Genomic DNA, 22,682 nt, shown 5'->3' with positions numbered 1-22,682 from the left:
GTTGCCTGAGTATCAGTCTGGCCGAACGATGGTTTCACGACTGTTTATCTTTTTGAATCAAATCTGGTTCGTGCCTTGGGCGGTTAACGAACGAGTAACGAATGGACCTCTAGTTAGAATTGGTTAACCCGCATTCCGAGGGCGAAAAGTGACAGTTTGTTTTGTCGACGAGGGCAAATAAAGATGGAAAACAACATGGCTTTCACCATTCCGGCATGGGTTCCAGAAGGGGCACAACGATACCTTGCCCATACCGAAACCGGCCGCTCGATCCGCGACATTGCGCGGTCAGCCGGATGCCATGCTTCAACGATCCTCAGGCAAATTCGGCGTATTGAGATGCGTCGCGATGATCCGTTGGTGGATGCGGCTTTGCAATCGCTTGCTGAAACGCATTTTTCGGTGTCGTGTGAGGGCGGCATGTCCTTTGCTGAGCAAGACGAGGCGGCAAAGGAAGGGGAGTTCGAAAACGAAGCCCTACGCATCCTGCGACGTCTGAGCGAGGCTGGATCTGTGCTTGCAGTGGCTGAGGAAATGGACAAGGCCGTTGTTGTCCGCGACACGGGCGATAACGCGGCAACCAGAACAGCGGTTGTCGATTGTAAAATCGCGCAGGCACTGGCTTTGAAAGACTGGATTGCCTGCGACAATCCGGGGCGTATCTCGCGATATCGGATCACGACGGCGGGGCGAACAGCGCTGAGCCACTTGATTGCGCAGGCAGAGAATAAAGCCCGGTCCGGGACAGAACCGGGCTTTGCCGAAGCGCAAAGCGGGTTTCAGACCAAACCGCTCGGTAGTTCCGCGCAGGGCGTCAGTCGCATTCGCTATAGCGCCACGGAAAGCCCCTTGACTGCGTTGGCCCGGCGCAGGGACAGGGACGGAAAACCGTTTCTGGACGACACGCTTGTCAAAGCGGGCGAACGTTTGCGCGAAGATTTTGAGTTGGCGCAAATCGGACCTCAGGTCACGCAGAACTGGGATCGTTTCCTGACGGCTGGGGGGCGAAATAATCACGACAGCGATGCGCATGGGGGGCGGGGCTTTTGCGACGCACGCGATCGTGTGGCACGCGCGTTGTCTGATCTGGGTCCAGGGCTAAGTGATGTTGCCTTGAGATGCTGCTGCTACCTTGAGGGGTTGGAGTTGGCAGAGAAACGTATGGGGTGGTCTGCCCGGTCCGGCAAAATTGTCCTGCGTATCGCCTTACAGCGGCTCAAACGGCATTACCTGGAACAAGCCGAACGCGACCGCATGATTGGTTAGCGTCACTGAAAACGCCAAAGGCCCGCCGAAAGCGGGCCTTTTCATATTCAAACAGTGGTTCAGGCCAGTTCCGGCTCGACCGCCTTTTGCAGATGTTCCATCAGGTTTTCCGGCGACGAGACGCCGTAAGGATCGTCGGGGCAGTTGTCCATCAGGCCGGGCTCTTCGAACCAGGCCTCGACCACGCCATCATTGACGATGGCGGCATAGCGCCACGAACGCATGCCGAAACCCAGATTGTCTTTGTCGACCAGCATACCCATCTTGCGGGTGAACTCTGCCGAACCGTCAGGGATGACTTTGACGTTTTGCAGACCCTGGTCCTGCGCCCATTTGTTCATAACGAAACTGTCGTTGACGGACATACAGTAAATCTCGTCAATTCCGTTGGCGGTGAAATCAGCAAAGCCTTTCTCGAATCCGGGCAATTGGTAGGTCGAGCAGGTCGGTGTGAACGCGCCCGGCAACGAGAACAGGATCACACGCCTTCCAGCAAAATAATCGGCGGTTGTCTTGTCTTCCCAGCGGAAGGGGTTCGACCCCTCGATGTTCTCGTCACGGACGCGGGTGTGAAAGGTCACGTCAGGCAGTTTTGCGCCAGATTTCATGTTCAAGCTCCTGTGATTCACTTGTGATTTTTTCGTGAGTTAAAACAGTTCTAAATCGCATTCAATCGGGGAAATGCTGCAGTCGCGAATTCTTTGGATGCGTGTTAGTTTTTGAAATATCGTATAAAAACCATTAGTGAGGTTGGTTTTGCTGCGGTTGCTTGGATACGGTGCATAGCGGCTATGCGTCGCTGGTGTAACGCTGGTAACAGGTTTATGTTATACGTAACAAAAGTTGACCCAAAGTCAGGACATCTGCCCGTGCGAGATCTCAAGATCCCAGAACAACGCCATCCGGAAAAAGCGCATCGTCCGGATAACACACAACCCAAAAAGCCAAACTGGATCAGGGTCAAGGCGCCGGGTGGCAAGGGCTATGCAGACACGCGAAAGATCATGCGTGACAACAATCTGGTGACGGTATGTGAAGAAGCGGGATGCCCCAATGTTGGCGAGTGCTGGAGCCAGGGTCACGCTACCATGATGATCATGGGCGAGATTTGTACTCGGGGCTGTACCTTCTGCAATATCGCGACCGGTCGTCCTGACGAACTCGATGCTTTTGAACCCGGTCGCGTGGCGCATGCGGTGGAAAAACTGGGGCTGAACCACGTTGTCATTACTTCGGTGGACCGCGACGACCTGAACGATGGCGGGGCTGAACATTTTGCTCAGACTATTCGCGCTGTGCGCCACCGTTCTCCCAAAACCACGATCGAGATTCTGACGCCGGACTTCCTGAAATGTGAGCCCGAGGTGCTTGAGATTGTGGTTCAGGCAAAACCGGACGTGTTCAATCACAACCTGGAAACCGTACCGGGCCTTTATCCCGAGGTGCGTCCGGGCGCTCGGTATTTCCATTCATTGCGTTTGTTGCAGCGCGTGAAAGAACTGGATCCGTCGATCTTCACCAAATCTGGTATCATGGTCGGCTTGGGCGAAGACGAACAGCAGGTTCGTCAGGTTATGGACGACATGCGCGCGGCGGATATCGACTTTTTGACCATCGGTCAGTATCTGCAACCGACTCCAAAGCACCATGGTGTGGATCGTTTTGTCACGCCGGAAGAATTCGCGTCTTACGAAAAGGCGGCCTATGGAAAAGGCTTCCTGATGGTGTCGGCAACACCGTTGACCCGGTCATCGTACCACGCAGGTGATGATTTCGCCCGTCTGCGTGCTGCACGGCAAGAGAAGTTGCAGCAAGCGTGAGCCCGGAACTTTTTGCACGGCTCACCAGCCTGCGCCGCGAGCTGCACCAACATCCCGAGCTTTCGGGGCAGGAGGGTGAAACTGCTGCCCGGATCGCTGCTCTGTTGCGCAACGCCAAAGCTGATTATGTGTTAGCCGGAATCGGGGGCCACGGCGTGGCCGGTGTGTTTGAAAGCGGTCGTCCGGGGCCCACCGTGGGTATCCGATGTGAATTGGACGGGTTGCCGATTCAGGAAGTGTCTGACCTGCCTTATGCTTCAAAAACAAAAGGCAAAGGGCATCTTTGTGGACATGACGGCCATATGACGATGGTGCTGGGCGTGGCCGATGCTTTGAAATCCCAACGCCCGACATCTGGCCGCGTTGTTTTGATTTTCCAACCTGCGGAAGAGACCGGCCATGGGGCCATTGCGTTCCGGGCAGATCCCCAGTTTGGTGAGATTTCGCCTGATATCATACTGTCCCTTCATAACCTGCCGGGATTGGAGCTTGGCACCGTTGAACTTTGCACAGGCCCTGCAAATTGCGCCTCGCGCGGAATGCAGATTGTATTGACAGGCAAAACCTCGCACGCGGCCGCGCCTCAGGATGGGGTGTCACCTGCCGGTGCTCTGGCCAAACTGTTGCCGGCTTTGGCGGGGTTAGGGGCAGGCGGCGACCTGGATGATGACTATGCCCTGACCACGGTCACGCATGCCAAATTGGGTGAGCGCACAGTGGGTGTTGCGCCTGGGCGCGCTGATCTATGGGTGACATTACGAACAGTCTCAGACCGGCGGATGACGCGACTGATGACTGACGCCGAAGCGATGGTCCGTGAGACCGCGCAGGCCGAAGGTTTGTCGATCGAGATTACCTATGACGAGGTGTTCGAAGCCTGCGTCAATCACCCAGAAACGGTCTCAATCCTGAAGCAAGCCTGTGTTGATCAGGGCATTGCCTGCACGCTCGTGGAGCAGCCACAGCGATTTTCAGAAGATTTTGGCCAATTCGGCAAAAGCGCAAAAGCCGCGATGTTCTGGTTGGGATCGGGTCGGGATCACCCACAACTGCACAATCCGGACTATGATTTTCCAGATGCGTTGATACCCGCAGGTGTTGGGGTCTTCCTTAACGCCATTTACGCTATTCTTGGAAGGCGATCGTCAGTTTGAATTCACTCAGTTGGCGAGATCACCAACGATTCCAATCGCTTCTATGACTGTCTTCGTGTCATCTGATATCGACAAAATCTCGTCGTCCACCCGAATATATCTTTGACCCGGGCCCAGTGGCTTGAGCTTCCAATTGTCGAGATCGTCAATGTAGTCAAATCGCAAGTCATCCGGCAACTTTTGGCCGCGCGTATATCTTTTGATTTGGCCGGGTGGCACCGCCTTGCCGTTTGACTTGATGGCTTTTTCCACCTTGTTTTTGTTGGCCCCTTGCCCTTTGCCTTTGTTGTCCTTTGCAGCCCCTGCACTTGCTAGGGCCACGATCGCCATAACCACACCAACCGTCGCGACAATACGCTTCATCAACAGACCTCCATTGTTTAAAGGAACACTAGAGGAAAAGACGAGCTTACGTCTATTTGTATTCTGATAATGAAATGTCTTGTTCGGAATCCGCCCAGCAAGCGGTGAGTGATGGACAACCTATTAACCCGTAAACCGTACCTTGCCGATAAAGGGCAGGTTTCTGTTCCGCTGCGCGTAGTCGATGCCGTAACCGACCACAAATTCGTCTGGAATCTCGAATCCGATCCAGTCTGACCGGAAATCCACTTCACGACGACTGGGCTTGTCGAGCAGGGCGATTGACTTCAGGCGTGCGGGTTTGCGGCTTTGAAGCAGTTTTGTGACGTGATTCAGCGTGTGACCGGTGTCAACAATATCCTCCACAACCAACACATCGCGTCCTTCAATAGCGCCGCGCAAATCTTTGAGAATTCGAACTTCTCGGCTGCTTTCCATAGCGTCTCCGTACGAGGATGCCTCAAGGAAATCTACCTCAATCGGCAAATCCAATTCACGTACTAGATCGGCGATGAAGACAAAACTGCCGCGCAACAAGCCCACGACAACCAGCTTGTCGGTGTTGCCGAATTCTGCTGTGATCTCGCGACAGAGTTCTTCAATTCTGGCAGCGATGGCCTTGGCCGAGATCATCTCATCTATCACATATGCGCGGTCAGTCATCGCAGCCCCCTTGATCTTTGGCGCGCAACATACGACATGACGCGCCATTGTCACCTGCAAATACCGGACGCCATGCCTATCCATTCAGAAACTCGTCACCTGCCATATACCGCCCAGCAGATGTATGATCTGGTGGCTGACGTGGCCAAGTATCCGCAGTTTCTGCCGTGGTGCGCTGCAGCTCGTATCCGCAAGACATATGCTGTGGGCGAGGCCGAAGTAATGGAGGCCGACCTGGTGATCTCGTTCAAAGTGTTCCGCGAACGATTTGGGAGCAGGGTGACACTGTTTGCAGACCAGAAGAAAATCGATACCGAATATCTGGATGGCCCCTTCAAATACATGAAGTCCGACTGGCAGTTCGAGGACGCACCGGATGGGGGCTGCAACGTCTCGTTCCATGTGGATTTCGAGTTCAAGAATGCGATTCTGCAGGGGATCATTGGCGTTGTGTTCAACGAAGCCATGCAACGGATCGTGCGCGCGTTCGAGGCGCGGGCCCAGGAACTCTACGGCTAGGTCTTTACGCGGCAAGGGCGCACGCTAGACTGCGCTCATGAAGGATTTCACAGCATCATTGGCCGCTTTTGCGGCTGGCCCGATTTCAACGACTTCGCAGGCGCGGATTGTCACATCACTGTCTGTTCTGGATTGGGTGGCCGTAGGACGAGCGGGTGCGAACGAACCTGTCTCATCCATCATTCGCAAGATGGTTTTGGACGAGGGTAGCAAGGCACAGGCCCATCTTTTTGGCGGCGACGCAGCGCCAATGCGCGGCGCAGCGCTTGTGAATGGCACCGTGTCTCATGCGCTGGATTATGACGACACGCATTTTGCTCATATCGGGCATCCGTCTGTGGCCATCTTGCCGGCAGCGCTTGCTGTGGCCGAGTGGGATGATCGTATACTGGTCGATTTGCTCGAAGCCGCTTTGATTGGGATGGAATCCTCAATTCGTGTTGGCCTGTGGTTGGGTCGGGGCCACTATCAGGTCGGATTTCATCAGACAGCCACGTCCGGTGCATTTGGGGCCGCCGTCGCCGCAGGGCGATTGTTGGGCTTCGATATAAATCAGATGCGATCCGTTCTGGGGCTGACGGCGACCCGGGCGGCCGGGCTGAAGGCTCAGTTCGGGACGATGGGAAAGCCTTATAACGCAGGTCTTGCGGCGTCTGCCGGGACAGAAACTGCCTTGTTGGTGCATCACGGGTTTGAGGCCAATGCTGATGCACTGGAAGGCCCGTTTGGATTCGGCGCAACCCATCAGGGCGCGTCGGATTTAAGCGCGCTGGATGGTTTGGGTGATGAATGGTTGTTCGAAAGCGTAAGTCACAAATTCCATGCCTGTTGTCATGGCTTGCACGCCGCGCTGGAAGCGGCGCGTGAACTGGACATCGCCGAGCCTGAAGTGGCCGAGATCAAGATCAAAACCCATCCGCGCTGGATGAGTGTGTGCAATCAGCTGACACCTGAAACCGGGTTAGGTGCCAAGTTTTCATACCGTACAGTCATCGCGATGCAGGCACTGGGGTATGATACGGCTTTACCGGGCAGCTATACGGACAAGGTTTGCGCCGACCCGCGGATTAAGTCATTGCGTGACCGCATCACGGTTGAAGCGGATGAAAGCTTGTCAGAAACGCAAGCCAATCTGGCTTTGTTGCGCCGCGATGGTATCCGCCGTGAAGCAACCCATGATCTGCTGACCCCAATGTCGTTGTCTGACCGCGAGGATCGCGTGCGCGCCAAAGCGGCCAAACTGATCGGAGCGGATAAGGCGGACGCGATCTGGTCGATGCTGCGCACCGGAGGTCGAGCCCGCGATCTGGCCGCCAAACTGACAGGTTAAACCACGCGCCAGTGCAATGGAAAGCCGGGGTCAAAAACGGTAACGGGCCCGTCTCCGGTGTCGATCTTGTCGGGGTATTCGACTGGTTCGCCCTTGGTCAGCGTAATGGTGCCTTCGTTCACGGGCAGTCGATAGAACGCGGGTCCATTCAGCGAAACAAAGCCTTCCAGTTTGTCCAATGCACCTTCGCGGTCGAACATCTCAGCCACCAGTGACATGGTGTTGGTTGCCGTGAAGCAACCCGCGCAACCACATGCCATTTCCTTGTTGTCATCCGTATGCGGCGCGCTGTCGGTGCCAAGGAAATAACGCGGATCGCCCGAAGTCGCGGCTTTCAGCAACTCTTGGCGGTGCTCTTCGCGTTTGGCGACGGGCAGGCAATAGTAATGCGGTTTGATTCCACCGACGAGAATATGGTTTCGATTGATGATCAGGTGATGCGCCGTGATTGTCGCGCCCAGGTCTGCCTCATTGGCTTTAACATACTGAACGCCGTCGCGGGTCGTGATATGCTCCATCACCACGCGAAGGCCCGGAGTCGCCTTTCGGATTGGGTCCAGAACGCGATCGATGAACACAGCCTCACGGTCGAAGATGTCGATCTCAGAATCCGTCACTTCACCATGCACGCAGAGCGGCAAGCCAATCTCAGCCATACGCTCAAGCACGGGGCGGACATTGTCGAAGTTCCGCACACCCGAATGCGAATTGGTTGTGGCCCCGGCAGGGTACAGCTTGACCGCTTTGACCAATCCGCTTGCATGAGCAGCAGCCAGATCGTCCGGGTCCGTATCCTCGGTCAGATAGAGGGTCATCAACGGCTCAAACGACATTCCGTCGGGCAGCGCGGCCATGATGCGGTCGCGATAAGCCGCGGCGTGCGCGCCGGTGACAACCGGGGGCACCAGATTGGGCATGATGATCGCACGGCCAAAATGGCGCGCGGTTTCGGGCAGAACGGCCTGCAGCATGGCGCCATCGCGCAAGTGCAAATGCCAGTCGTCGGGGCGGCGGATCGTGAGGGTATCGGTCATGGCTTTCCGCTAGCATAGCTGTTGAAAAAGACCAACCGCGACCGCGCTCATTGGCAAAAAAACTTGTCAACCAACCCGAACGTCGTAGCTGTGTCTTGGCGTGAGGTCTTGACGCACAGGTCTGTGCGTGAACTGTTTGAACGCTAAGGAGAGAGGGTTCCATGACGCAACCAAATTCAATTGACGCCGTGCAGCAGATGTTGGGAGCCCAGGGCTATGTATGCGGACGCGCCCTTGCGACGGTTGTTTTCCTGTCGCTGAAACTGGGCCGACCTTTGTTTCTGGAAGGTGAAGCGGGCGTTGGGAAAACCGAAATCGCCAAAGCCTTGGCCTCGGGTTTGAACCGTCGCCTGATCCGCTTGCAATGCTACGAAGGTCTGGACGCCTCTTCTGCCGTCTATGAATGGAACTTTCCCGCGCAGATGGTTGCGATCCGCACGGCTGAGGCGTCGGGCGGGGCGGATCGGGGTGCATTGCAGTCCGAACTGTTCTCAGACGAATACCTGATCGAACGCCCGTTGTTACAAGCCATGCGGCCAGACGAACATGGCGCGCCGGTCCTGCTGATTGACGAGCTGGACAGGACCGATGAACCTTTCGAAGCCTTCCTGCTAGAGGCTCTCAGTGATTTTCAGGTCACGATCCCCGAGTTGGGCACCGTTAAAGCACCAGAGCCGCCCGTTGTCATAGTCACGTCAAACCGCACGCGCGAGGTGCATGACGCCCTCAAACGCCGCTGCCTTTATCATTGGGTCGACTATCCCGATTTCGAGCGCGAGATCGAAATCCTGCACGCCCGCGCACCCGAAGCCGCGGATGCCCTCAGCCGGGAAGTTGTGGCCTTTGTTCAGCGTTTGCGCACCGAAGATTTGTTCAAGAAGCCCGGCGTGGCCGAGACAATCGACTGGGCCAAATGCCTGTTGGCGCTGGATGTGATGAACCTGAGCCCTGAGGTGATCGGCGACACGCTGGGAGCAATCCTGAAATACCAGGACGACATCCAGAAACTACAGGGGTCCGAGGCGAAGCGCATTCTGGACGAGGCTAAGGCCACCCTCGAACCGGCCTGATGCTTCACCTTTTCCCAAATACTCCGGGGGTATGGGGGCAGAGCCCCCATGGGTGCTGATGGCAGAACAACTCCCGCTGGAAATACCGGACAACCCGAAGCTGGCCCAGAATATCACGCACTTCGCCCGTGCTCTCAGAAAGGCGGGTTTGCCAATCGGTCCGGGGCGCGTGATTGATGCCATCAACGCTGTGCAGGCGGCAGGGTTTACCGAGAAACGGGACTTTTACTGGACGCTGCACGCCTGTTTCGTGAACCGCCCGGAACACCGCACGGTGTTTGCGCAAATCTTTCGAATGTACTGGCGCGATCCGCGATACATGGAACACATGATGGCCATGATGCTGCCCGCCATTCGCGGCGTTCAGGAAGAGCGCAAGGCCGATGCCGGTGAAAAACGCGCAGCCGAGGCGTTGCTGGATGGCGTCGAACAGGATCTGCCGGAACCCGTCATACAAGATGAGGGCGAAACCGAAATCGAGATTGACGCTACTCAGACAGCATCATCCGAAGAACGTTTGCGCAATCTCGATTTTGAGCAGATGAGCACGGCCGAAATCGCGCAAGCCAAACGCGTTTTGGCACGGATGACCCTGCCGGTTAAACCCATCGAGTCGCGCCGTGGGCAGGCCAGCCATCTTGGCCACCGTATCGACCGTGCCCGAACGTTGCGCGCGGCAATGCGACAAGGCGGCGAGCTGCGCACTATAGCCAGGCTTCAGCCCAAGCCGCGCTGGCCTAACCTTGTCGCGCTTTGTGATATTTCTGGATCCATGAGCCAATACAGCCGGATCATCCTTCATTTCCTACACACGGTGTCCAACGCCAAGGGGGCGGGGTGGGCCAAGGTTCACGCCTTCACATTTGGCACCCGTCTGACCAATATAACGCGCCATCTTCATCAAAGAGATGTGGACGCAGCGCTTGCCGCCGCTGGGTCCGAGGCGCAGGATTGGGAAGGAGGCACACGCATCGGCGACTGTTTGCACCAATTCAACCGCGACTGGTCCCGTCGTGTCATGGGGCAAGGGGCGGTGGTTCTGCTGATCACGGACGGTTTGGAACGGGGCGACCCGGAGATTTTGCAGAAAGAGATTGAACGCTTGCATCTGTCCGCAAGACGCTTGATCTGGCTCAATCCGTTGTTACGTTGGGATGGGTTCGCCCCGAAAGCACAGGGCGTTGCGGCAATGCTGCCACACGTGGACAGTTTCCGGGCAGGACATTCGATCGCCTCGCTCGAAGACCTGGCCGACGTGATCTCAGAACTCGACGACCAGGGTCAGAAAGCCCGGCTGATGGCCGCGCTTTCCGGTTAGGCACTTACGACAGCTGTTCTGCGTTGCACTTGCGCGCCATTTCCATGGCTTTGTATGTGCCAGTCAAGTCGACCGTGAACGCATACGCGGTTTCGGGGAACACGATCATGACTTTTTTCTTGGCCAGATCATCAGCGAATTGGGGGTTGTCAGACAGAACGTAACCGCCCGAATAGCCCTTGGTGATATTACCCTTCATTCCGGTGGCTTCACCCAGATAGATATTGTCGCCAATCAGGATAGCGACTTCTTGCGTTTCGCCCCGTTTGATATCGGTGTCGGCTTTGGTGAACACACCGACATAGCCAACGCCGCGGTCTTCGGTCAGACCCATCTGAACGACGTTTTCCGCATCGTCCACAGCCTCGATCAGGCAGGATTTCTTTTCATTGTCGATAAAGACCTTCCAGCCTTCGACTTCACCATAGCGTTCGAACGTATCAGCCCATGCTGCGGTCGCGGTCAAAAGACCAACCGCTGCGCCCAGTGTTAAAAAACGTTTCAACTGCTTGCCTCCGATATATAAATTTTGGATACGCGGTCTGGCAAAATACCAGTTGCGTGGGCAGGCTAAAACGCGGCCTCCAAACAATCAATCCTATGATTTATTGAATGAGGCCGAGGTTTAGCCGGGTTCGGGAAACAACCGGTATAGACCATTTGGCAAGACGGCGGCGCTTTTCATCGCGCCAATCCTGCCTATGTTGGAGTCGGACGACATCTGGAGGGTCTGATGGAGCGATTCGACAACAGCCCGGAAACGGCTCTGGACTGGCACCGCAGCGGGCGTGGCGCGGCCTTGGCTACAGTTGTCGAAACCTGGGGCAGCGCGCCACGGCGTGTGGGATCGCAACTGGTGATCGGTGGAGACGGGCGGATTGAAGGCTCGGTTTCCGGCGGTTGTGTAGAAGGTGCGGTGATCGTTGAAGCGCTTGAAGCCTTGGACGAGGGCGAAGCCCGGCTTTTGGAATTTGGCGTCAGCGATGAGGACGCCTTTGCTGTGGGGCTGGCCTGCGGCGGAACGATCCGTGTTCTGGTCGAACCCATTGGCAAGGTCCTGCCCGAGCCCATGCTGGCAGAATTGGTCGCAGCCCGTGCTGCGCGCGCGCCCGTGGCGTATGAGGTGAACACAAATACTGGACACAGGGCCTTACGTCGCAACGCCTACGCTGATCGGTTGCGCATGGACCGGTCCGGGTTTGAAGAGGACGGCGAAACCTTTGTGGCCGTTCACAACCCGCCTTTGCGGCTGCTCGTTGTGGGTGCCGTCCATATCGCACAGGCACTTGTACCGATGGCGCGCATTGCGGGCTATGATCCGGCCATCATCGATCCGCGCGATGCCTTTGCATCCAGCTCGCGCTTTCCAGGGGAGACAATCCTGACTGATTGGCCGGACGAAGCGGTGGCCAAGCTGGGGCTGGATGCACGCACCGCCATTGTCTTGCTGACCCATGATCCCAAGCTGGACGACCCGGCGCTGCAAGCGGCACTTGATGCAGGAGTATTTTATATCGGCGCTCTGGGCTCGACGCGCACCCATGCCAAACGGGTGGATCGCATGAAAGCCGCAGGGTTCACTGAGGAACAGATTTCCAGAATTCACGGCCCGATCGGATTGGATATTGGTGCTGCGGGACCTGCAGAAATCGCCGTTGCTATTCTGGCTCAGATGACAGCGGTCTTGCGGGGCAAAGCATGAGGTTTGGCCCGGTTCCCGTAGCGCAGGCCGAAGGGGCCATTTTGGCGCATTCGGTGACGGCAGGCGAGCGTAAGCTGCGCAAAGGATTGGCATTGCAGCCCGAAGATATCGTGCAGTTGACGCAAGCTGGGCTAAGCGAAGTCATTGTCGCACGGCTTGATCCCGGTGACTGCCATGAGGACGAGGCCGCACGGGCTTTGGCGGCGGCCCTTGCGCCTGATGCTGCCGCAGCCAACCTGCGCGTGACCGAGGCGTTTACCGGGCGGGTCAACCTTTTGGCCGATGGACCGGGGGTGGCCGTTCTGGATGTCGCCGCGCTCGAACGGTTCAACCAAGTCAATCCGATGATCACAGTGGCCACGGTACCCCAGCATCAGCAAATGGGACCAGGAGGTATGGTGGCGACCATCAAGGTTATCTCTTACGCTGTGCCCGAAGAGGATGTCCAACGCGCCGCCGCTTTGGCACAGGGCGCAATCCGTTTGGCGCGTCCGGTTCACCAAACAGCCGGACTGATCGTGACGGACATTCCGGGCGGGCCACCGAATGAGAAAGGGATTGCCGCTATTCGGGGCCGGGTCGAGTTGCTGGATATGGAGCTGAGTGATGTGCAGATCGTTCCGCACAGGGTCGATGCTCTGGCCAAAGCGGTTTCGCAAAGCGATGGCGATGTTTTGATGATCCTGACAGGGTCTGCGACGTCGGACCCGGAAGATGTGGCGCCGTCGGCTGTGCGTCTGGCTGGCGGGCAGGTGGATCGCTTTGGAATGCCGGTGGATCCGGGAAACTTGCTGTTTTTGGGCGCCTTGCGGGATCGCCCGGTCATTGGATTACCAGGCTGTGCGCGTTCTCCAGCCTTAAACGGTGCCGATTGGGTTCTGTCTCGGATCGCGTGTGGAATTGAGACTACGGGTGCTCACATAGCAGCGATGGGGGTTGGCGGGCTTTTAAAGGAAATTCCGACCAGACCGCAGCCGCGTGCCAAACGCAAAACCTAGACGTATTGACGTGCGCTGGCCGCATCTCAGCAAGGTTGTCAGAGCTTCCTGAGCTTTGGCAAAACACCGGGCCGCCAATAAGCCCCCGTGTCTTCCCGTGCTTTTTGGTACTGTTCCACGCGTGCCCGGGCGTCCTTGCAACCGGCCTCGAACAAATGCCCGAGCAAACATTCCAACACGGCCATCGCGCCGGAAAAGCTTGAAAATGGGTGCAAAGTTCGGGTGCTGACAGACAGGATTACATCCGGTTCGACCCCGGGCGCGATCACCTCGCTATCCGACAGCAACACGATACGCATGGACCGGTCGCGGGCAAAGCGCATCGATTGTATCGTATCGGCGGAATAGGGATGGACGGTGATGGCAAACAGACAATCTTCAGCCGTGGCTTCGACCAAATCGTCAATGGCTGAGCCCATGTGACGGGGCACCAGCTGCAATCCGGGATGGGCCATGCGGCCTGCGTAGTGAAAGTAGTAGGCCAGGGCGTGGCTGGACCGTGTCGCCGTAACGTAACAGCGCCGCGCGGAAACCATGTGCCCAATGGCTTGTTGTGTCAGATGCGGATCCATCAGGCGCAAGGATCGCGAAACCACATTCATCTCGTTCTGAGCGAATTTGACCTGCGCCAGATGAAACGGGTCTTGCCCCGACGGAGCCTCCAACCAGCCTTGCCCCAGCCGGTCTTCGCTGTCAGTTGTCAGAGCGCGGCGAAATGGTTGGCGAAATGCGTCGAAGCTGTCAAAGCCCATGCGCTGCGCAAGCCGTACCAACACGTTTGAACTGATGCCGATTCTGTCCGCTGTTTTACGGATAGGGTTCAGTCCAAAGTCGCCAGGATGATCGACAACATACTTCGCCGCGACCTGCATTTGCGCAGGCATCTGATCAATCTCGCGCCTCAACTGATCCGTGAGTGCCATCAGGGTAGGGGTCATGGTTAAAATAAAACATATGTTTTCTATAGCGTAAATTGAAAACGTATTGAGTGGGGGCTAGCTGCAACCTTGTAAGAGGAAAGAACAGATGAATCCCATCCCTGCCGACGACAGCAAAACCCACTATATTCTAGTCGCGCCCAATGGCGCGCGGCGCACTAAAGCAGATCATCCTGCCCTTCCGGTCACGATAGATCAGATCGTCGAAACCGCGCGGGCCTGCCACCTTGCAGGGGCGCAGGGCATTCATGTTCATGTGCGGGACGCGAATGGTCAGCATTCGCTGGATGCTGGATCGTATCTGGAAACGATCGCCGAGTTGCGCCGCATCGCGCCGGGGTTGGATGTTCAAATAACAACCGAAGCGGCCGGAGTATTTGACGTTCCCGCGCAGCTGGCCTGCTTGGAACAGGTGCGTCCAGACTGGGCCTCGATTTCGGTACGAGAGATTGCGCGCGACCTCAACCTTGCACCGCATGTCTATGCGCTCTGTGCTGATCAGGGAACGCGGGTTCAGCATATACTTTACGATGCAGAAGACGCGCGGCTGTTGGACCAGTGGCAGCAGGATGACATTGTTCGTAAGGATCAGACGGACCGGCTGTTTGTTCTGGGACGCTATAGCGAAGGTCAGCAATCTGTACCGGCAGATCTGGATGCCTTCCCGAAATGTCAAAACTATTGGATGGTCTGCGCGTTTGGCGCACAAGAACACGCCTGTCTGGCCGAAGCAGCGCGGCGCGGGGGTGATGTGCGCGTTGGATTTGAAAACAGCCTGACGGGGCCGGATGGCACGCCGTGGGCGGACAATGCCGCTTCGGTCGCGGCTTTGGTTGAACTGCTTGGAAAGGCCAGAACATGAGTCACGTATTCCCACGCCACACCAAATCGGACCTACCCATCGCAGCAGGTGGGGAAGGCTGCTATCTGATCGACGCCCAAGGCAAGCGGTACCTGGACTGCGGTGACGCGGCCGTGTCTTGCCTGGGGCATTCCAACCCCGCAGTGATTCGCGCCGTGCAGGATCAGGTGGAACAGATCGCCTTTGCCCACAGCGGTTTCATGACCTCTGAACCGGCTGAGGCGCTGGCGGATCTGTTGATCCAGCACGCGCCGGGCGATTTGGACCGGGTCTATTTTGTATCGGGCGGGTCTGAGGCAACCGAGGCGGCAATCAAACTGGCGCGTCAGTACTTTCTCGAGACCGGTCAGCCCGAGCGTCGGCATGTCATCGCGCGAAAACAAAGCTACCACGGCAACACGCTGGGCGCTTTGTCTGCCGGGGGCAACGCCTGGAGGCGTGCTCAGTTCGCACCGATGCTGATTGAGATGACGCATATTTCGGCTTGTTATGAATACGCCGAAAAACCTGAAAGTGAGGGTAGCTTTGACTATGGTCAGCGCGTTGCCAACGAGCTTGAGGCTGAAATACTACGCCTGGGTCCGGACACAGTTATGGCTTTCATGGCAGAACCCGTGGTCGGTGCAACCCTGGGCGCGGTTCCGGCTGTTGAGGGGTATTTCAAACGTATCCGGGAAATCTGCAACCAATACGGGGTGCTGTTGATCCTGGATGAGGTTATGTGCGGTATGGGGCGCACAGGCCATCTGTTTGCCTGCGATCATGACGATGTTGCGCCGGATATTCTGTGCATCGCCAAAGGTTTGGGGGCCGGGTATCAACCGATCGGAGCTATGCTTTGCACCGGGGCGATATATGATGCAATTCGGGATGGGTCAGGTTTTTTTCAACACGGGCACACCTATATCGGTCACCCGGTTGCTACGGCTGCTGCACTCGCGGTGGTCCGTGAACTGACGGAACGGGATTTGCCAGCCCGAGCCGGGGTCATGGGAGACAAAGTGCAATCAGCCCTTGAGGCTGCGTTTGGACAGCACCCGAATGTCGGCGATCTGCGTGGGCGTGGCCTTTTCCGCGGGATCGAGCTGGTGTCCGATCGGGGCACCAAAGCTCCGTTCGATCCGTCTTTGGGCATTGCCGGAAAGGTGAAGAAGGCTGCAATGGCTGAAGGCTTGATCTGTTATCCGATGGTGGGGACACGGGATGGACGTAACGGAGATCACATTCTTCTGGCACCACCTTTTATCATCGGAGACGCGCAGATTGACGAACTTGTCAGCAAATTGGAACGGGCGTTGAGCGCAGTTATCTAACGGCGGTAGAAACGAAAAGGCTCTCGCGGTACTTGCGAGAGCCTTAGATCTTTCAGCCGGTGTTTGGCCTATTTCTGAGGAAGTGGGCCGATCATCATGATCATCTGACGGCCTTCCATCTTTGGCATGTTTTCAATCTTGCCAAGGTCTTTGACGTCCTCAGCAACACGCTCCAGCAATTCGCGTCCCAAGTTCTGGTGCGCCATTTCGCGGCCACGGAAACGCAGGGTCACTTTGACCTTGTCGCCGTTTTCAAGGAACTTGAACACGTTCCGCATCTTTACGTCATAGTCATGGGTGTCGGTGTTGGGCCGGAACTTGACCTCTTTCACCTCGATGACTTTTTGCTTTTTACGGGCTTCGCTTTCGCGCTTTTGTTGTTCGTATTTGTATTTGCCGAAGTCCATGATCTTACAGACCGGTGGGTTCGCGTTGGGCGAAATCTCGACAAGGTCAAGACCGGCATCTGCAGCAAGTTGCATGGCTTTGGCGGGATGAACCACCCCGACGTTTTCACCTTCGGCACCAATTAGCCGAATTTCGGGGGCACGGATTCTGTCATTGACGCGCGGGCCGGTGTCACGTTGAGGCGGCGCGTTGTGAGGTCTGCGAGCTATGGGTTCATTCCTTTGATAATTGCAGAATTTCGAGCCCGGAATTTAAACCGGGCTGCGCCGCACTTCAAGCGGCATAAATACAGGTTGCAGTGAAAAAACTTGTTTTATCGGGTGTTTTTCGCGTTCGAAGCACCAAAGCTTCGAACGCAAATTGGTATTATCCGACAAAGGCTTTCTCGATCACGAATTCCTTTGGCTCGGAATTTGCGCCTTCGCGCAGACCAAACCCTTCAAGGATTTCCTTGATGTCCAGGTTGAAAGCCAAGGAACCGCAAACCATTGCGCGGTCGGTTTCAGGCTTGATGCCGCCTTCGATGCCCAAATCGGCAAACACGGTGCCGTCCTGCAGCAGGGTGGTGATACGGCCCATCTTGGGGCTGTCTTCCCGCGTGGTGGTTGGGTAATAGCGGATTTTGTCAGCGAACCCTTCGCCCATCAGCTCGGACAGCAATTCATCCTGACGGATGTTTTCGATCAGTTGGCGGCCATATTCCAGTTCCGCGACTTCGCGGCAGGTGTGGGTGATTATAACCTCGTTATAATCCTCATAGGTCTGCGGTTCACGCAGTAGCGAGGCAAATGGCGCGAAACCGGTGCCGGTGGCAAAGAACCACAGGCGTTTGCCAGGCAGCAGGGCGTCATGCACCAGTGTGCCAACCGGCTTGGGGCGTAAAATGATCTGATCGCCGGGTTTGATATGTTGCAGCTTCGAAGTCAGCGGGCCGTTCTGTACCTTGATGGAATAGAACTCCAACTCTTCATCCCAGGACGGCGACGCAATCGAATAGGCGCGCAGCAAAGGTTTTCCGTTGTCGCCCAGCAGGCCGATCATCACGAATTCACCCGAGCGGAATCGCAGCGAGGCAGGGCGCGACACCTTGAAAGAGAACAGGCTGTCAGTCCAGTGCTTCACCTCGGTGACAGTCTGGGCATCTGGCAGTACGGGGGCCTTAACGGCGGTTGCTTCACTCACGGATTTCATCTCTGTCATCATTTCACTGCCGGCCAGCTAAACCGACATCTCCGTTTAATCTTTGATCCAAGTCAGGAAAAGGGGACAGATTGCCCCCCTTGTATCACAAGCTTGTGCGTGCAGTCTTATCCGCGCAGGCGGGCCTGATAGTTATTATCTTGCCAATTGGCGCGGGCCAGCCATTGATCTTCGGGCTGTCGGTCCGCAAGCGCATGATCTATTTCAACCTCGTCGAACCCGCTGCGACGGGCCATGGCGTATTGGTCTGCCAGAACATGGCCTTTGGCGCGCAGGCGGCCTGTATACCCTTTCAGGCGTAGAACGCGTGCAATTGTAAAGCCGCGCCCATCCGCAGAGGAGGGGAAGTCCACACGCACCATCTTGGCGCTGCCCAAACGGTCAATCAGCTCATCCGGGTCGGTGTCCGAGGCCACATCAAGGGCCACTACGTCATTGGCGGCATCATCCAGGGTGACAAAGCCGTCGGTCCAGTCATCAGGCGAAAAGCCCTCATCCGTTACGATTACGTTCATGTTTTCTCTCCGATGCGGATCATTTTGCCATCGACAAAATGGATGCCACATTCTTCCTTGTTCTGATCGCGCCAACGTCCGGCGCGTGGGTCTTCGCCCTCTTTGACCGGCGAGGTGCAGGGCGCACATCCGATCGAAGGGTATCCTTTGGCCACCAGCGGGTGCCGGGGCAGATTGTTTTCGTCCATATAGGTGCGCACGTCTTCGGGTGCCCAATGGGCAAGCGGGTTGACTTTGATCCGGCCCGTGCCGTCTTCGACTTCAAAAAACTCGAGCGCGGCGCGTGTGCCCGACTGAAACCGCTTGCGTCCCGTGATCCAGCCACAATAGCCCGACAGGGCTTTTTGCAGTGGGAAGGTTTTGCGCAGGTTGCAGCAGGCATCTGTATCGCGTAGGCGCAGAGCACTGTAAGGGTCGTCTCGTTGAACGTCTTCTTCATCCGCACAAATGATCTTGACGTTCTTCAGGCCCAAACGCTCGCTGACCTCATGTTGGTATTCCAGCGTTTCAGTGAACAGCAACTGAGTGTCCACGAACAGCACCGGGGTCGCCTTGTCGACCACCGCTGCCATATGCAGCAAGACCACCGATTCCGCACCGAAGCTTGAGACAAGAGCAAGATCGTCGATTTCCTCGATGGCACCATGCATGACATCATGCGCAGAATGGTGGCGGAACCGGGCGTTCAGCGCTCCGACCTTTTCGGTCAGTTCGCTGCGGTCTTTGCCCAGTTCCGTCTGGATCAGATCAAGCGGCATTCGCCCGAGCCTCGGGGTAGAGGGCTGCCTTAAACGGAGCCATGCCAACTCGGCGATAGGTCTCCAGGAAAGTTTCTTCGGCGCTCTCCCGCTGGTTCAGATAGGTGTCGACGATGCGCTCTACGGCGGGCACGATTTCACTATAGGCAAAGCCCGGACCCGTGCGGTCGCCCACGGCCGCTGTCTCGGTGCCGTCGCCGCCCAGAGTGATCTGGTAGTTTTCAACGCCCGCGCGATCCAGCCCCAGAATGCCGATATGCCCCACGTGGTGGTGACCACATGCGTTGATGCAGCCCGAGATCTTGATCTTCAGGTGACCGATATCATGCTCCAGCTTCAGCTCGTCAAACCGGGTCGCGATTTCCTGCGCAACCGGGATCGATCGTGCCGTGGCCAGCGCGCAGTAATCCATGCCGGGGCAGGCGATTATGTCGCTGATCAGGCCGATATTGGCGGTGGCCAGTTCGTATTCCTTCAGCTTCGCGTGGATCGCAGGCAGATCCGATTTGTGAACATGCGGCAGGATCACGTTCTGCTCATGGCTGATACGCAGCTCGTCATACGCGAACTCTTCGGCCAGATCGGCCATTATGCGCATCTGCTCGGCCGTTGCATCGCCCGGCGTCGCGCCGTGCTTTTTGATCGAGATCGTGACAATCGCGTGGTCTGCGTTTTTGTGCGGCGCGATGTTGGTGTCGACCCACGAGCGGAAAACCGGATCGTTGGCGTAGGCGCTTTCAAAAGACGCAACCGAACCTTCGCGGAAGGCAGGTGCCGCAAAGTGATCCTTGATCTCTTCGAGAAGGTTCATGTCAGCACCCTTGAACTGCGGGCGGACCTGCAGGAAACGCTCGTTGACCTTGGCGCGGATGGCGTCGATGCCGTGCTCGTGCACGGTGATCTTGATGCGTGCCTTATATTTGTTGTCACGGCGGCCGATCTGGTTCCAGACGGACACAACGGATTCCAAATAGGCCAGCAGATCGTCAAAAGCGACGAAATCGGACAGTTCTTTGCCGATCATTGGCGTACGGCCCAGACCGCCACCAACAATCACACGGGCCCCCAGAACACCGCCACGCTCGACCAGTTGCAGGCCGATATCATGTGCCTTGATGACGGCACGGTCATTTTCCGAACCGGTAATGGCAATCTTGAACTTGCGCGGCATGAACTGGAATTCCGGGTGGTCGGTCGACCACTGGCGCAGAAGTTCTGCATAAGGGCGCGGGTCCGCAACTTCATCCGCGGCTGCGCCAGCAAAATGGTCGGCGGTCACATTGCGGATGGTGTTTCCCGAGGTTTGAATGGCGTGCATGCCAACTTCGGCCAGCGCGTCCAGCATATCCGGCACGTCGTTCAGCTTGGGCCAGTTGTACTGGATGTTCTGACGGGTGGTGAAGTGGCCATAGCCCTTGTCCCACTTTTCGGCCAACAGCGCCAGTTGGCGCATCTGCGCGCTGGACAGGGTGCCATAGGGGATGGCGACGCGCAGCATATAGGCGTGCAGTTGCAGATACAGGCCGTTCATCAGGCGCAGGGGTTTGAATTCGTCTTCGGTCAGCGAACCGTCAATGCGGCGCTCGACCTGCGCACGGAATTGCGCGTTGCGCTCTGCCAGAAACTCGTGGTCAAACTCGGAGTAGCGATACATGTCTAGCTGTCCTTGGTTGCAACCCCGAACCTTGGGGCCATAGAAGGGGAGAGAGAGGGCCTAAGTTCAGGCCCGGGGCTGCGGGGAAGTTTCCTGTTTGCCGTGGGCATAGTTGGACGGACCAGTCCGGCGGAAATCTTCCCGAAAATGTGTGGGCTCAGGGCCGTTTTCGCCTGCAACAGCGTCAGCCAGATATGCACCCACAATCTTGCTGGCCTGCCGGGCGGCGTCCAGCAGACGCACCTGTGCATGCGCTTCGTCAGTGATCAGTTCGGCATCAGACAGATCACGCGACCAGCGGTCATCTTCGGTTTGATAAATCACGTCGCCTTCCAGCAAATCATTTGCGGTGACGACTTTGGGGGTAAAAGCGCGGGCCATCAGGCAAGCTCCTTATTGAATTCGGTCACAGCCTGCGCCGCTTCTCGCGGGGCGAGGCCATAGAAAGTCAGGGCCGGGCCGTTCATTTCGGCGGCGGCCAGATCGGTGGGCAACTGGTCCAAAGTGGTGGCCAGAATGCGTTGGTCAGGGCGCGAGGCGTTCTCGATCAGGGTGACGGGTGTAGCGCGATCTGCACCGTGCATGATCAGGCGGCCTTGAATGAACCGGGCCGACTTCTTGCCCATGTAAATTGCAGCAACCGACCCTGAGCGCGCCAGAGCGGCCCAGTCGTGATCAGCAAAGCCTTTCATGTCGTGCCCGGTCAGAAACCGTACCGAAGAGTTGCGGCCCCGGCGTGTCAGGCTTTGCCCGATGCTTGCTACAGCCGCAGACGCAGCGGTAATTCCGGGAATGATCTGCCAGGAAATACCCGCAGACTGAACCGCTTCGATTTCTTCATCCAGCCGACCAAACACAGTGGGGTCCCCTGATTTCAGGCGCACCACGCGGTTACCCTTTTGGGCACAGTCCACCAAAAGCGCGTCGATATCGCTTTGCTTCCAGGACGGACCAAAACCGGCCTTGCCAACATCAACCAGCTCGGCGTGCTGGCCTGCCATGTCCAGAACAGGTGCGCTGATCAGGCGGTCATGCAAAACGATATCAGCCTGCTCAAACGCGGTGAGCGCCTTGAGCGTCAGCAGATCGGGATCGCCGGGGCCAGCGCCGACAAAGTCGACATGTCCTTTGGATCTGATTGTGAGCATGTCCTGCATTGGATCGTCTCGGGTGTAGTTTGACTTGATCAGCAATATAGGAAATATTCCCGTCAAAGCGCCATATGGGCGTCGAAATAAGAACATTAGTTCCGCATGCGTTGAAAAATGGAACGAAAACCTCGAATTGGAAGGAATACTGGAATGTCGGTTCGAATAGACGAAACGGATCGGAAAATTCTGGCCGAGCTGCAACGTGATGCGGGTCAGTCACTGGACGAAATTGCGGCCCGTGTGGGCAGTTCCAAGACCCCGGTCTGGAATCGAATCCGTAAGCTAAAAGGGGCAGGTATCATTGGGCAGCAAACGGTTTTGCTGGATGCCGAAGCGCTTGGGTTCGAGGCGACATTTTTTGTCTTGATCCGTACGTCGGAGCACGAGGCTGAATGGCAGCGCAAGTTTCTGAAAGCGTTGCGCGATCACCCCGAAGTGCAAGAGGCACACAGGTTGGCTGGCGACATCGACTACATCCTCAAGGTCAGGGTCAAGAATGCACGTGCCTATGACGTGTTCTATCAATCGCTTATCTCTGAAGTGCGGGTCCACAACGTGACGGCGCTTTTGTCGATGGAGGAAATAAAATCCACAACAATGCTGCCGTTGAACGCGTTGGTTGAAAAGGCATAAAAAGGCAAAGGCG

Annotated in this window: 25 protein-coding genes; 12 read left to right on the top strand and 13 right to left on the bottom strand. The window is 56.8% G+C overall.

Annotated elements, in window-relative coordinates; all coding sequences use genetic code 11:
• Positions 1–183: 183 nt before the first annotated feature.
• The gene (locus tag GOV85_RS01650; RefSeq protein WP_171174367.1) at positions 184–1,266 is read left to right on the top strand and encodes a DUF6456 domain-containing protein; all 1,083 of its coding nucleotides are present in this window, start codon (positions 184–186) and stop codon (positions 1,264–1,266) included.
• 59 nt (positions 1,267–1,325) lie between these two features.
• Here GOV85_RS01650 and GOV85_RS01645 read toward each other — a convergent pair whose 3' ends face one another.
• Entirely contained in the window at positions 1,326–1,874 is a 549-nt protein-coding gene (locus tag GOV85_RS01645) for a peroxiredoxin (protein WP_171174365.1), read from the bottom strand.
• Between the two features lie 261 nt (positions 1,875–2,135).
• Here GOV85_RS01645 and lipA point away from each other — a divergent pair, with 261 nt between their 5' ends.
• Positions 2,136–3,086, top strand: a complete 951-nt coding sequence (lipA, locus tag GOV85_RS01640; RefSeq protein WP_171174363.1) for a lipoyl synthase — start codon at positions 2,136–2,138, stop codon at positions 3,084–3,086.
• Entirely contained in the window at positions 3,083–4,240 is a 1,158-nt protein-coding gene (locus tag GOV85_RS01635; protein WP_171174361.1) for an amidohydrolase, read from the top strand. Before lipA ends, GOV85_RS01635 begins: the two co-directional genes overlap by 4 nt.
• 6 nt (positions 4,241–4,246) lie before the next feature.
• On the opposite strand, the gene GOV85_RS01630 is transcribed toward GOV85_RS01635, so the two are convergent.
• Positions 4,247–4,603 carry a hypothetical protein gene (locus tag GOV85_RS01630; RefSeq protein ID WP_171174359.1) on the bottom strand — a complete coding sequence of 119 codons (357 nt, stop codon included), beginning with the start codon at positions 4,601–4,603 and terminating at the stop codon, positions 4,247–4,249.
• A 123-nt stretch (positions 4,604–4,726) separates the two neighbouring features.
• On the bottom strand, positions 4,727–5,266 hold the full coding sequence (gene hpt / locus GOV85_RS01625) for a hypoxanthine phosphoribosyltransferase (RefSeq protein ID WP_171174357.1): 540 nt from the start codon (positions 5,264–5,266) through the stop codon (positions 4,727–4,729).
• A 72-nt stretch (positions 5,267–5,338) separates the two neighbouring features.
• On the opposite strand from hpt, the gene GOV85_RS01620 reads away from it, so the two are divergent.
• Positions 5,339–5,785 carry a type II toxin-antitoxin system RatA family toxin gene (locus GOV85_RS01620; protein WP_171174355.1) on the top strand — a complete coding sequence of 149 codons (447 nt, stop codon included), beginning with the start codon at positions 5,339–5,341 and terminating at the stop codon, positions 5,783–5,785.
• A gap of 37 nt (positions 5,786–5,822) precedes the next feature.
• The gene (locus tag GOV85_RS01615; protein WP_171174353.1) at positions 5,823–7,115 is read left to right on the top strand and encodes an MmgE/PrpD family protein; all 1,293 of its coding nucleotides are present in this window, start codon (positions 5,823–5,825) and stop codon (positions 7,113–7,115) included.
• Here GOV85_RS01615 and pyrC read toward each other — a convergent pair.
• Positions 7,112–8,149, bottom strand: a complete 1,038-nt coding sequence (gene pyrC / locus GOV85_RS01610) for a dihydroorotase (protein WP_171174351.1) — start codon at positions 8,147–8,149, stop codon at positions 7,112–7,114. The two genes, GOV85_RS01615 and pyrC, sit on opposite strands and share 4 nt — an antisense overlap.
• 161 nt (positions 8,150–8,310) lie before the next feature.
• On the opposite strand from pyrC, the gene GOV85_RS01605 reads away from it, so the two are divergent.
• Together GOV85_RS01605 and GOV85_RS01600 are read left to right on the top strand one after the other, a co-directional pair.
• Positions 8,311–9,219, top strand: a complete 909-nt coding sequence (locus tag GOV85_RS01605; protein WP_171174349.1) for a MoxR family ATPase — start codon at positions 8,311–8,313, stop codon at positions 9,217–9,219.
• 58 nt (positions 9,220–9,277) lie between these two features.
• Positions 9,278–10,537: a VWA domain-containing protein gene (locus tag GOV85_RS01600; protein ID WP_171174347.1), complete on the top strand. Its 1,260-nt coding sequence runs from the start codon at positions 9,278–9,280 to the stop codon at positions 10,535–10,537.
• Positions 10,538–10,541: 4 nt separating this feature from the next.
• Here the strand turns inward: GOV85_RS01600 and GOV85_RS01595 are convergent, their stop codons facing one another.
• Positions 10,542–11,042 (bottom strand): hypothetical protein, encoded by a 501-nt coding sequence (locus GOV85_RS01595; protein WP_171174345.1) that lies wholly within the window; start codon positions 11,040–11,042, stop codon positions 10,542–10,544.
• Positions 11,043–11,270: 228 nt separating this feature from the next.
• Here GOV85_RS01595 and GOV85_RS01590 point away from each other — a divergent pair, with 228 nt between their 5' ends.
• Together GOV85_RS01590 and GOV85_RS01585 are read left to right on the top strand one after the other, a co-directional pair.
• Entirely contained in the window at positions 11,271–12,239 is a 969-nt protein-coding gene (locus GOV85_RS01590) for an XdhC family protein (protein ID WP_171174343.1), read from the top strand.
• Positions 12,236–13,237, top strand: a complete 1,002-nt coding sequence (locus GOV85_RS01585; protein ID WP_171174341.1) for a molybdopterin-binding protein — start codon at positions 12,236–12,238, stop codon at positions 13,235–13,237. The genes GOV85_RS01590 and GOV85_RS01585 overlap by 4 nt, the downstream gene beginning before the upstream one ends.
• Positions 13,238–13,275: 38 nt before the next feature.
• Here GOV85_RS01585 and GOV85_RS01580 read toward each other — a convergent pair whose 3' ends face one another.
• On the bottom strand, positions 13,276–14,175 hold the full coding sequence (locus GOV85_RS01580; protein ID WP_171174339.1) for a MurR/RpiR family transcriptional regulator: 900 nt from the start codon (positions 14,173–14,175) through the stop codon (positions 13,276–13,278).
• Positions 14,176–14,263: 88 nt separating this feature from the next.
• On the opposite strand from GOV85_RS01580, the gene GOV85_RS01575 reads away from it, so the two are divergent.
• Both GOV85_RS01575 and GOV85_RS01570 read left to right on the top strand, forming a co-directional pair.
• Positions 14,264–15,037, top strand: coding sequence for a 3-keto-5-aminohexanoate cleavage protein (locus GOV85_RS01575; RefSeq protein WP_171174336.1), 774 nt, complete (start codon positions 14,264–14,266; stop codon positions 15,035–15,037).
• Positions 15,034–16,350, top strand: coding sequence for an aspartate aminotransferase family protein (locus GOV85_RS01570; RefSeq protein ID WP_171174334.1), 1,317 nt, complete (start codon positions 15,034–15,036; stop codon positions 16,348–16,350). The genes GOV85_RS01575 and GOV85_RS01570 overlap by 4 nt, the downstream gene beginning before the upstream one ends.
• A gap of 68 nt (positions 16,351–16,418) precedes the next feature.
• Here the strand turns inward: GOV85_RS01570 and infC are convergent, their stop codons facing one another.
• From infC to cobA, 7 genes are all read right to left on the bottom strand, one after another.
• Entirely contained in the window at positions 16,419–16,967 is a 549-nt protein-coding gene (infC, locus tag GOV85_RS01565) for a translation initiation factor IF-3 (protein ID WP_171176191.1), read from the bottom strand.
• Positions 16,968–17,124: 157 nt separating this feature from the next.
• On the bottom strand, positions 17,125–17,958 hold the full coding sequence (locus tag GOV85_RS01560; RefSeq protein WP_171174332.1) for a ferredoxin--NADP reductase: 834 nt from the start codon (positions 17,956–17,958) through the stop codon (positions 17,125–17,127).
• A 107-nt stretch (positions 17,959–18,065) separates the two neighbouring features.
• Positions 18,066–18,473 (bottom strand): DUF934 domain-containing protein, encoded by a 408-nt coding sequence (locus tag GOV85_RS01555; RefSeq protein ID WP_171174330.1) that lies wholly within the window; start codon positions 18,471–18,473, stop codon positions 18,066–18,068.
• The gene (locus tag GOV85_RS01550) at positions 18,470–19,231 is read right to left on the bottom strand and encodes a phosphoadenylyl-sulfate reductase (protein ID WP_171174328.1); all 762 of its coding nucleotides are present in this window, start codon (positions 19,229–19,231) and stop codon (positions 18,470–18,472) included. The genes GOV85_RS01555 and GOV85_RS01550 overlap by 4 nt, the downstream gene beginning before the upstream one ends.
• Positions 19,221–20,885 carry a nitrite/sulfite reductase gene (locus GOV85_RS01545; RefSeq protein WP_171174326.1) on the bottom strand — a complete coding sequence of 555 codons (1,665 nt, stop codon included), beginning with the start codon at positions 20,883–20,885 and terminating at the stop codon, positions 19,221–19,223. The genes GOV85_RS01550 and GOV85_RS01545 overlap by 11 nt, the downstream gene beginning before the upstream one ends.
• A 66-nt stretch (positions 20,886–20,951) precedes the next feature.
• Positions 20,952–21,266 (bottom strand): DUF2849 domain-containing protein, encoded by a 315-nt coding sequence (locus GOV85_RS01540; RefSeq protein ID WP_171174325.1) that lies wholly within the window; start codon positions 21,264–21,266, stop codon positions 20,952–20,954.
• A complete protein-coding gene (gene cobA / locus GOV85_RS01535) occupies positions 21,266–22,129 on the bottom strand; it encodes a uroporphyrinogen-III C-methyltransferase (RefSeq protein ID WP_253285851.1) in 864 nt (287 codons plus the stop codon). Before cobA ends, GOV85_RS01540 begins: the two co-directional genes overlap by 1 nt.
• A 57-nt stretch (positions 22,130–22,186) precedes the next feature.
• On the opposite strand from cobA, the gene GOV85_RS01530 reads away from it, so the two are divergent.
• Positions 22,187–22,669, top strand: coding sequence for an Lrp/AsnC family transcriptional regulator (locus tag GOV85_RS01530; protein WP_171174323.1), 483 nt, complete (start codon positions 22,187–22,189; stop codon positions 22,667–22,669).
• Positions 22,670–22,682 lie beyond the last annotated feature (13 nt).

The organism is Ruegeria sp. HKCCA4633, assembly GCF_013034605.1.
In the GTDB taxonomy this organism is placed as follows: Bacteria; Pseudomonadota; Alphaproteobacteria; order Rhodobacterales; family Rhodobacteraceae; genus Ruegeria.
This window is presented reverse-complemented; position numbering and strand designations above follow the sequence as displayed.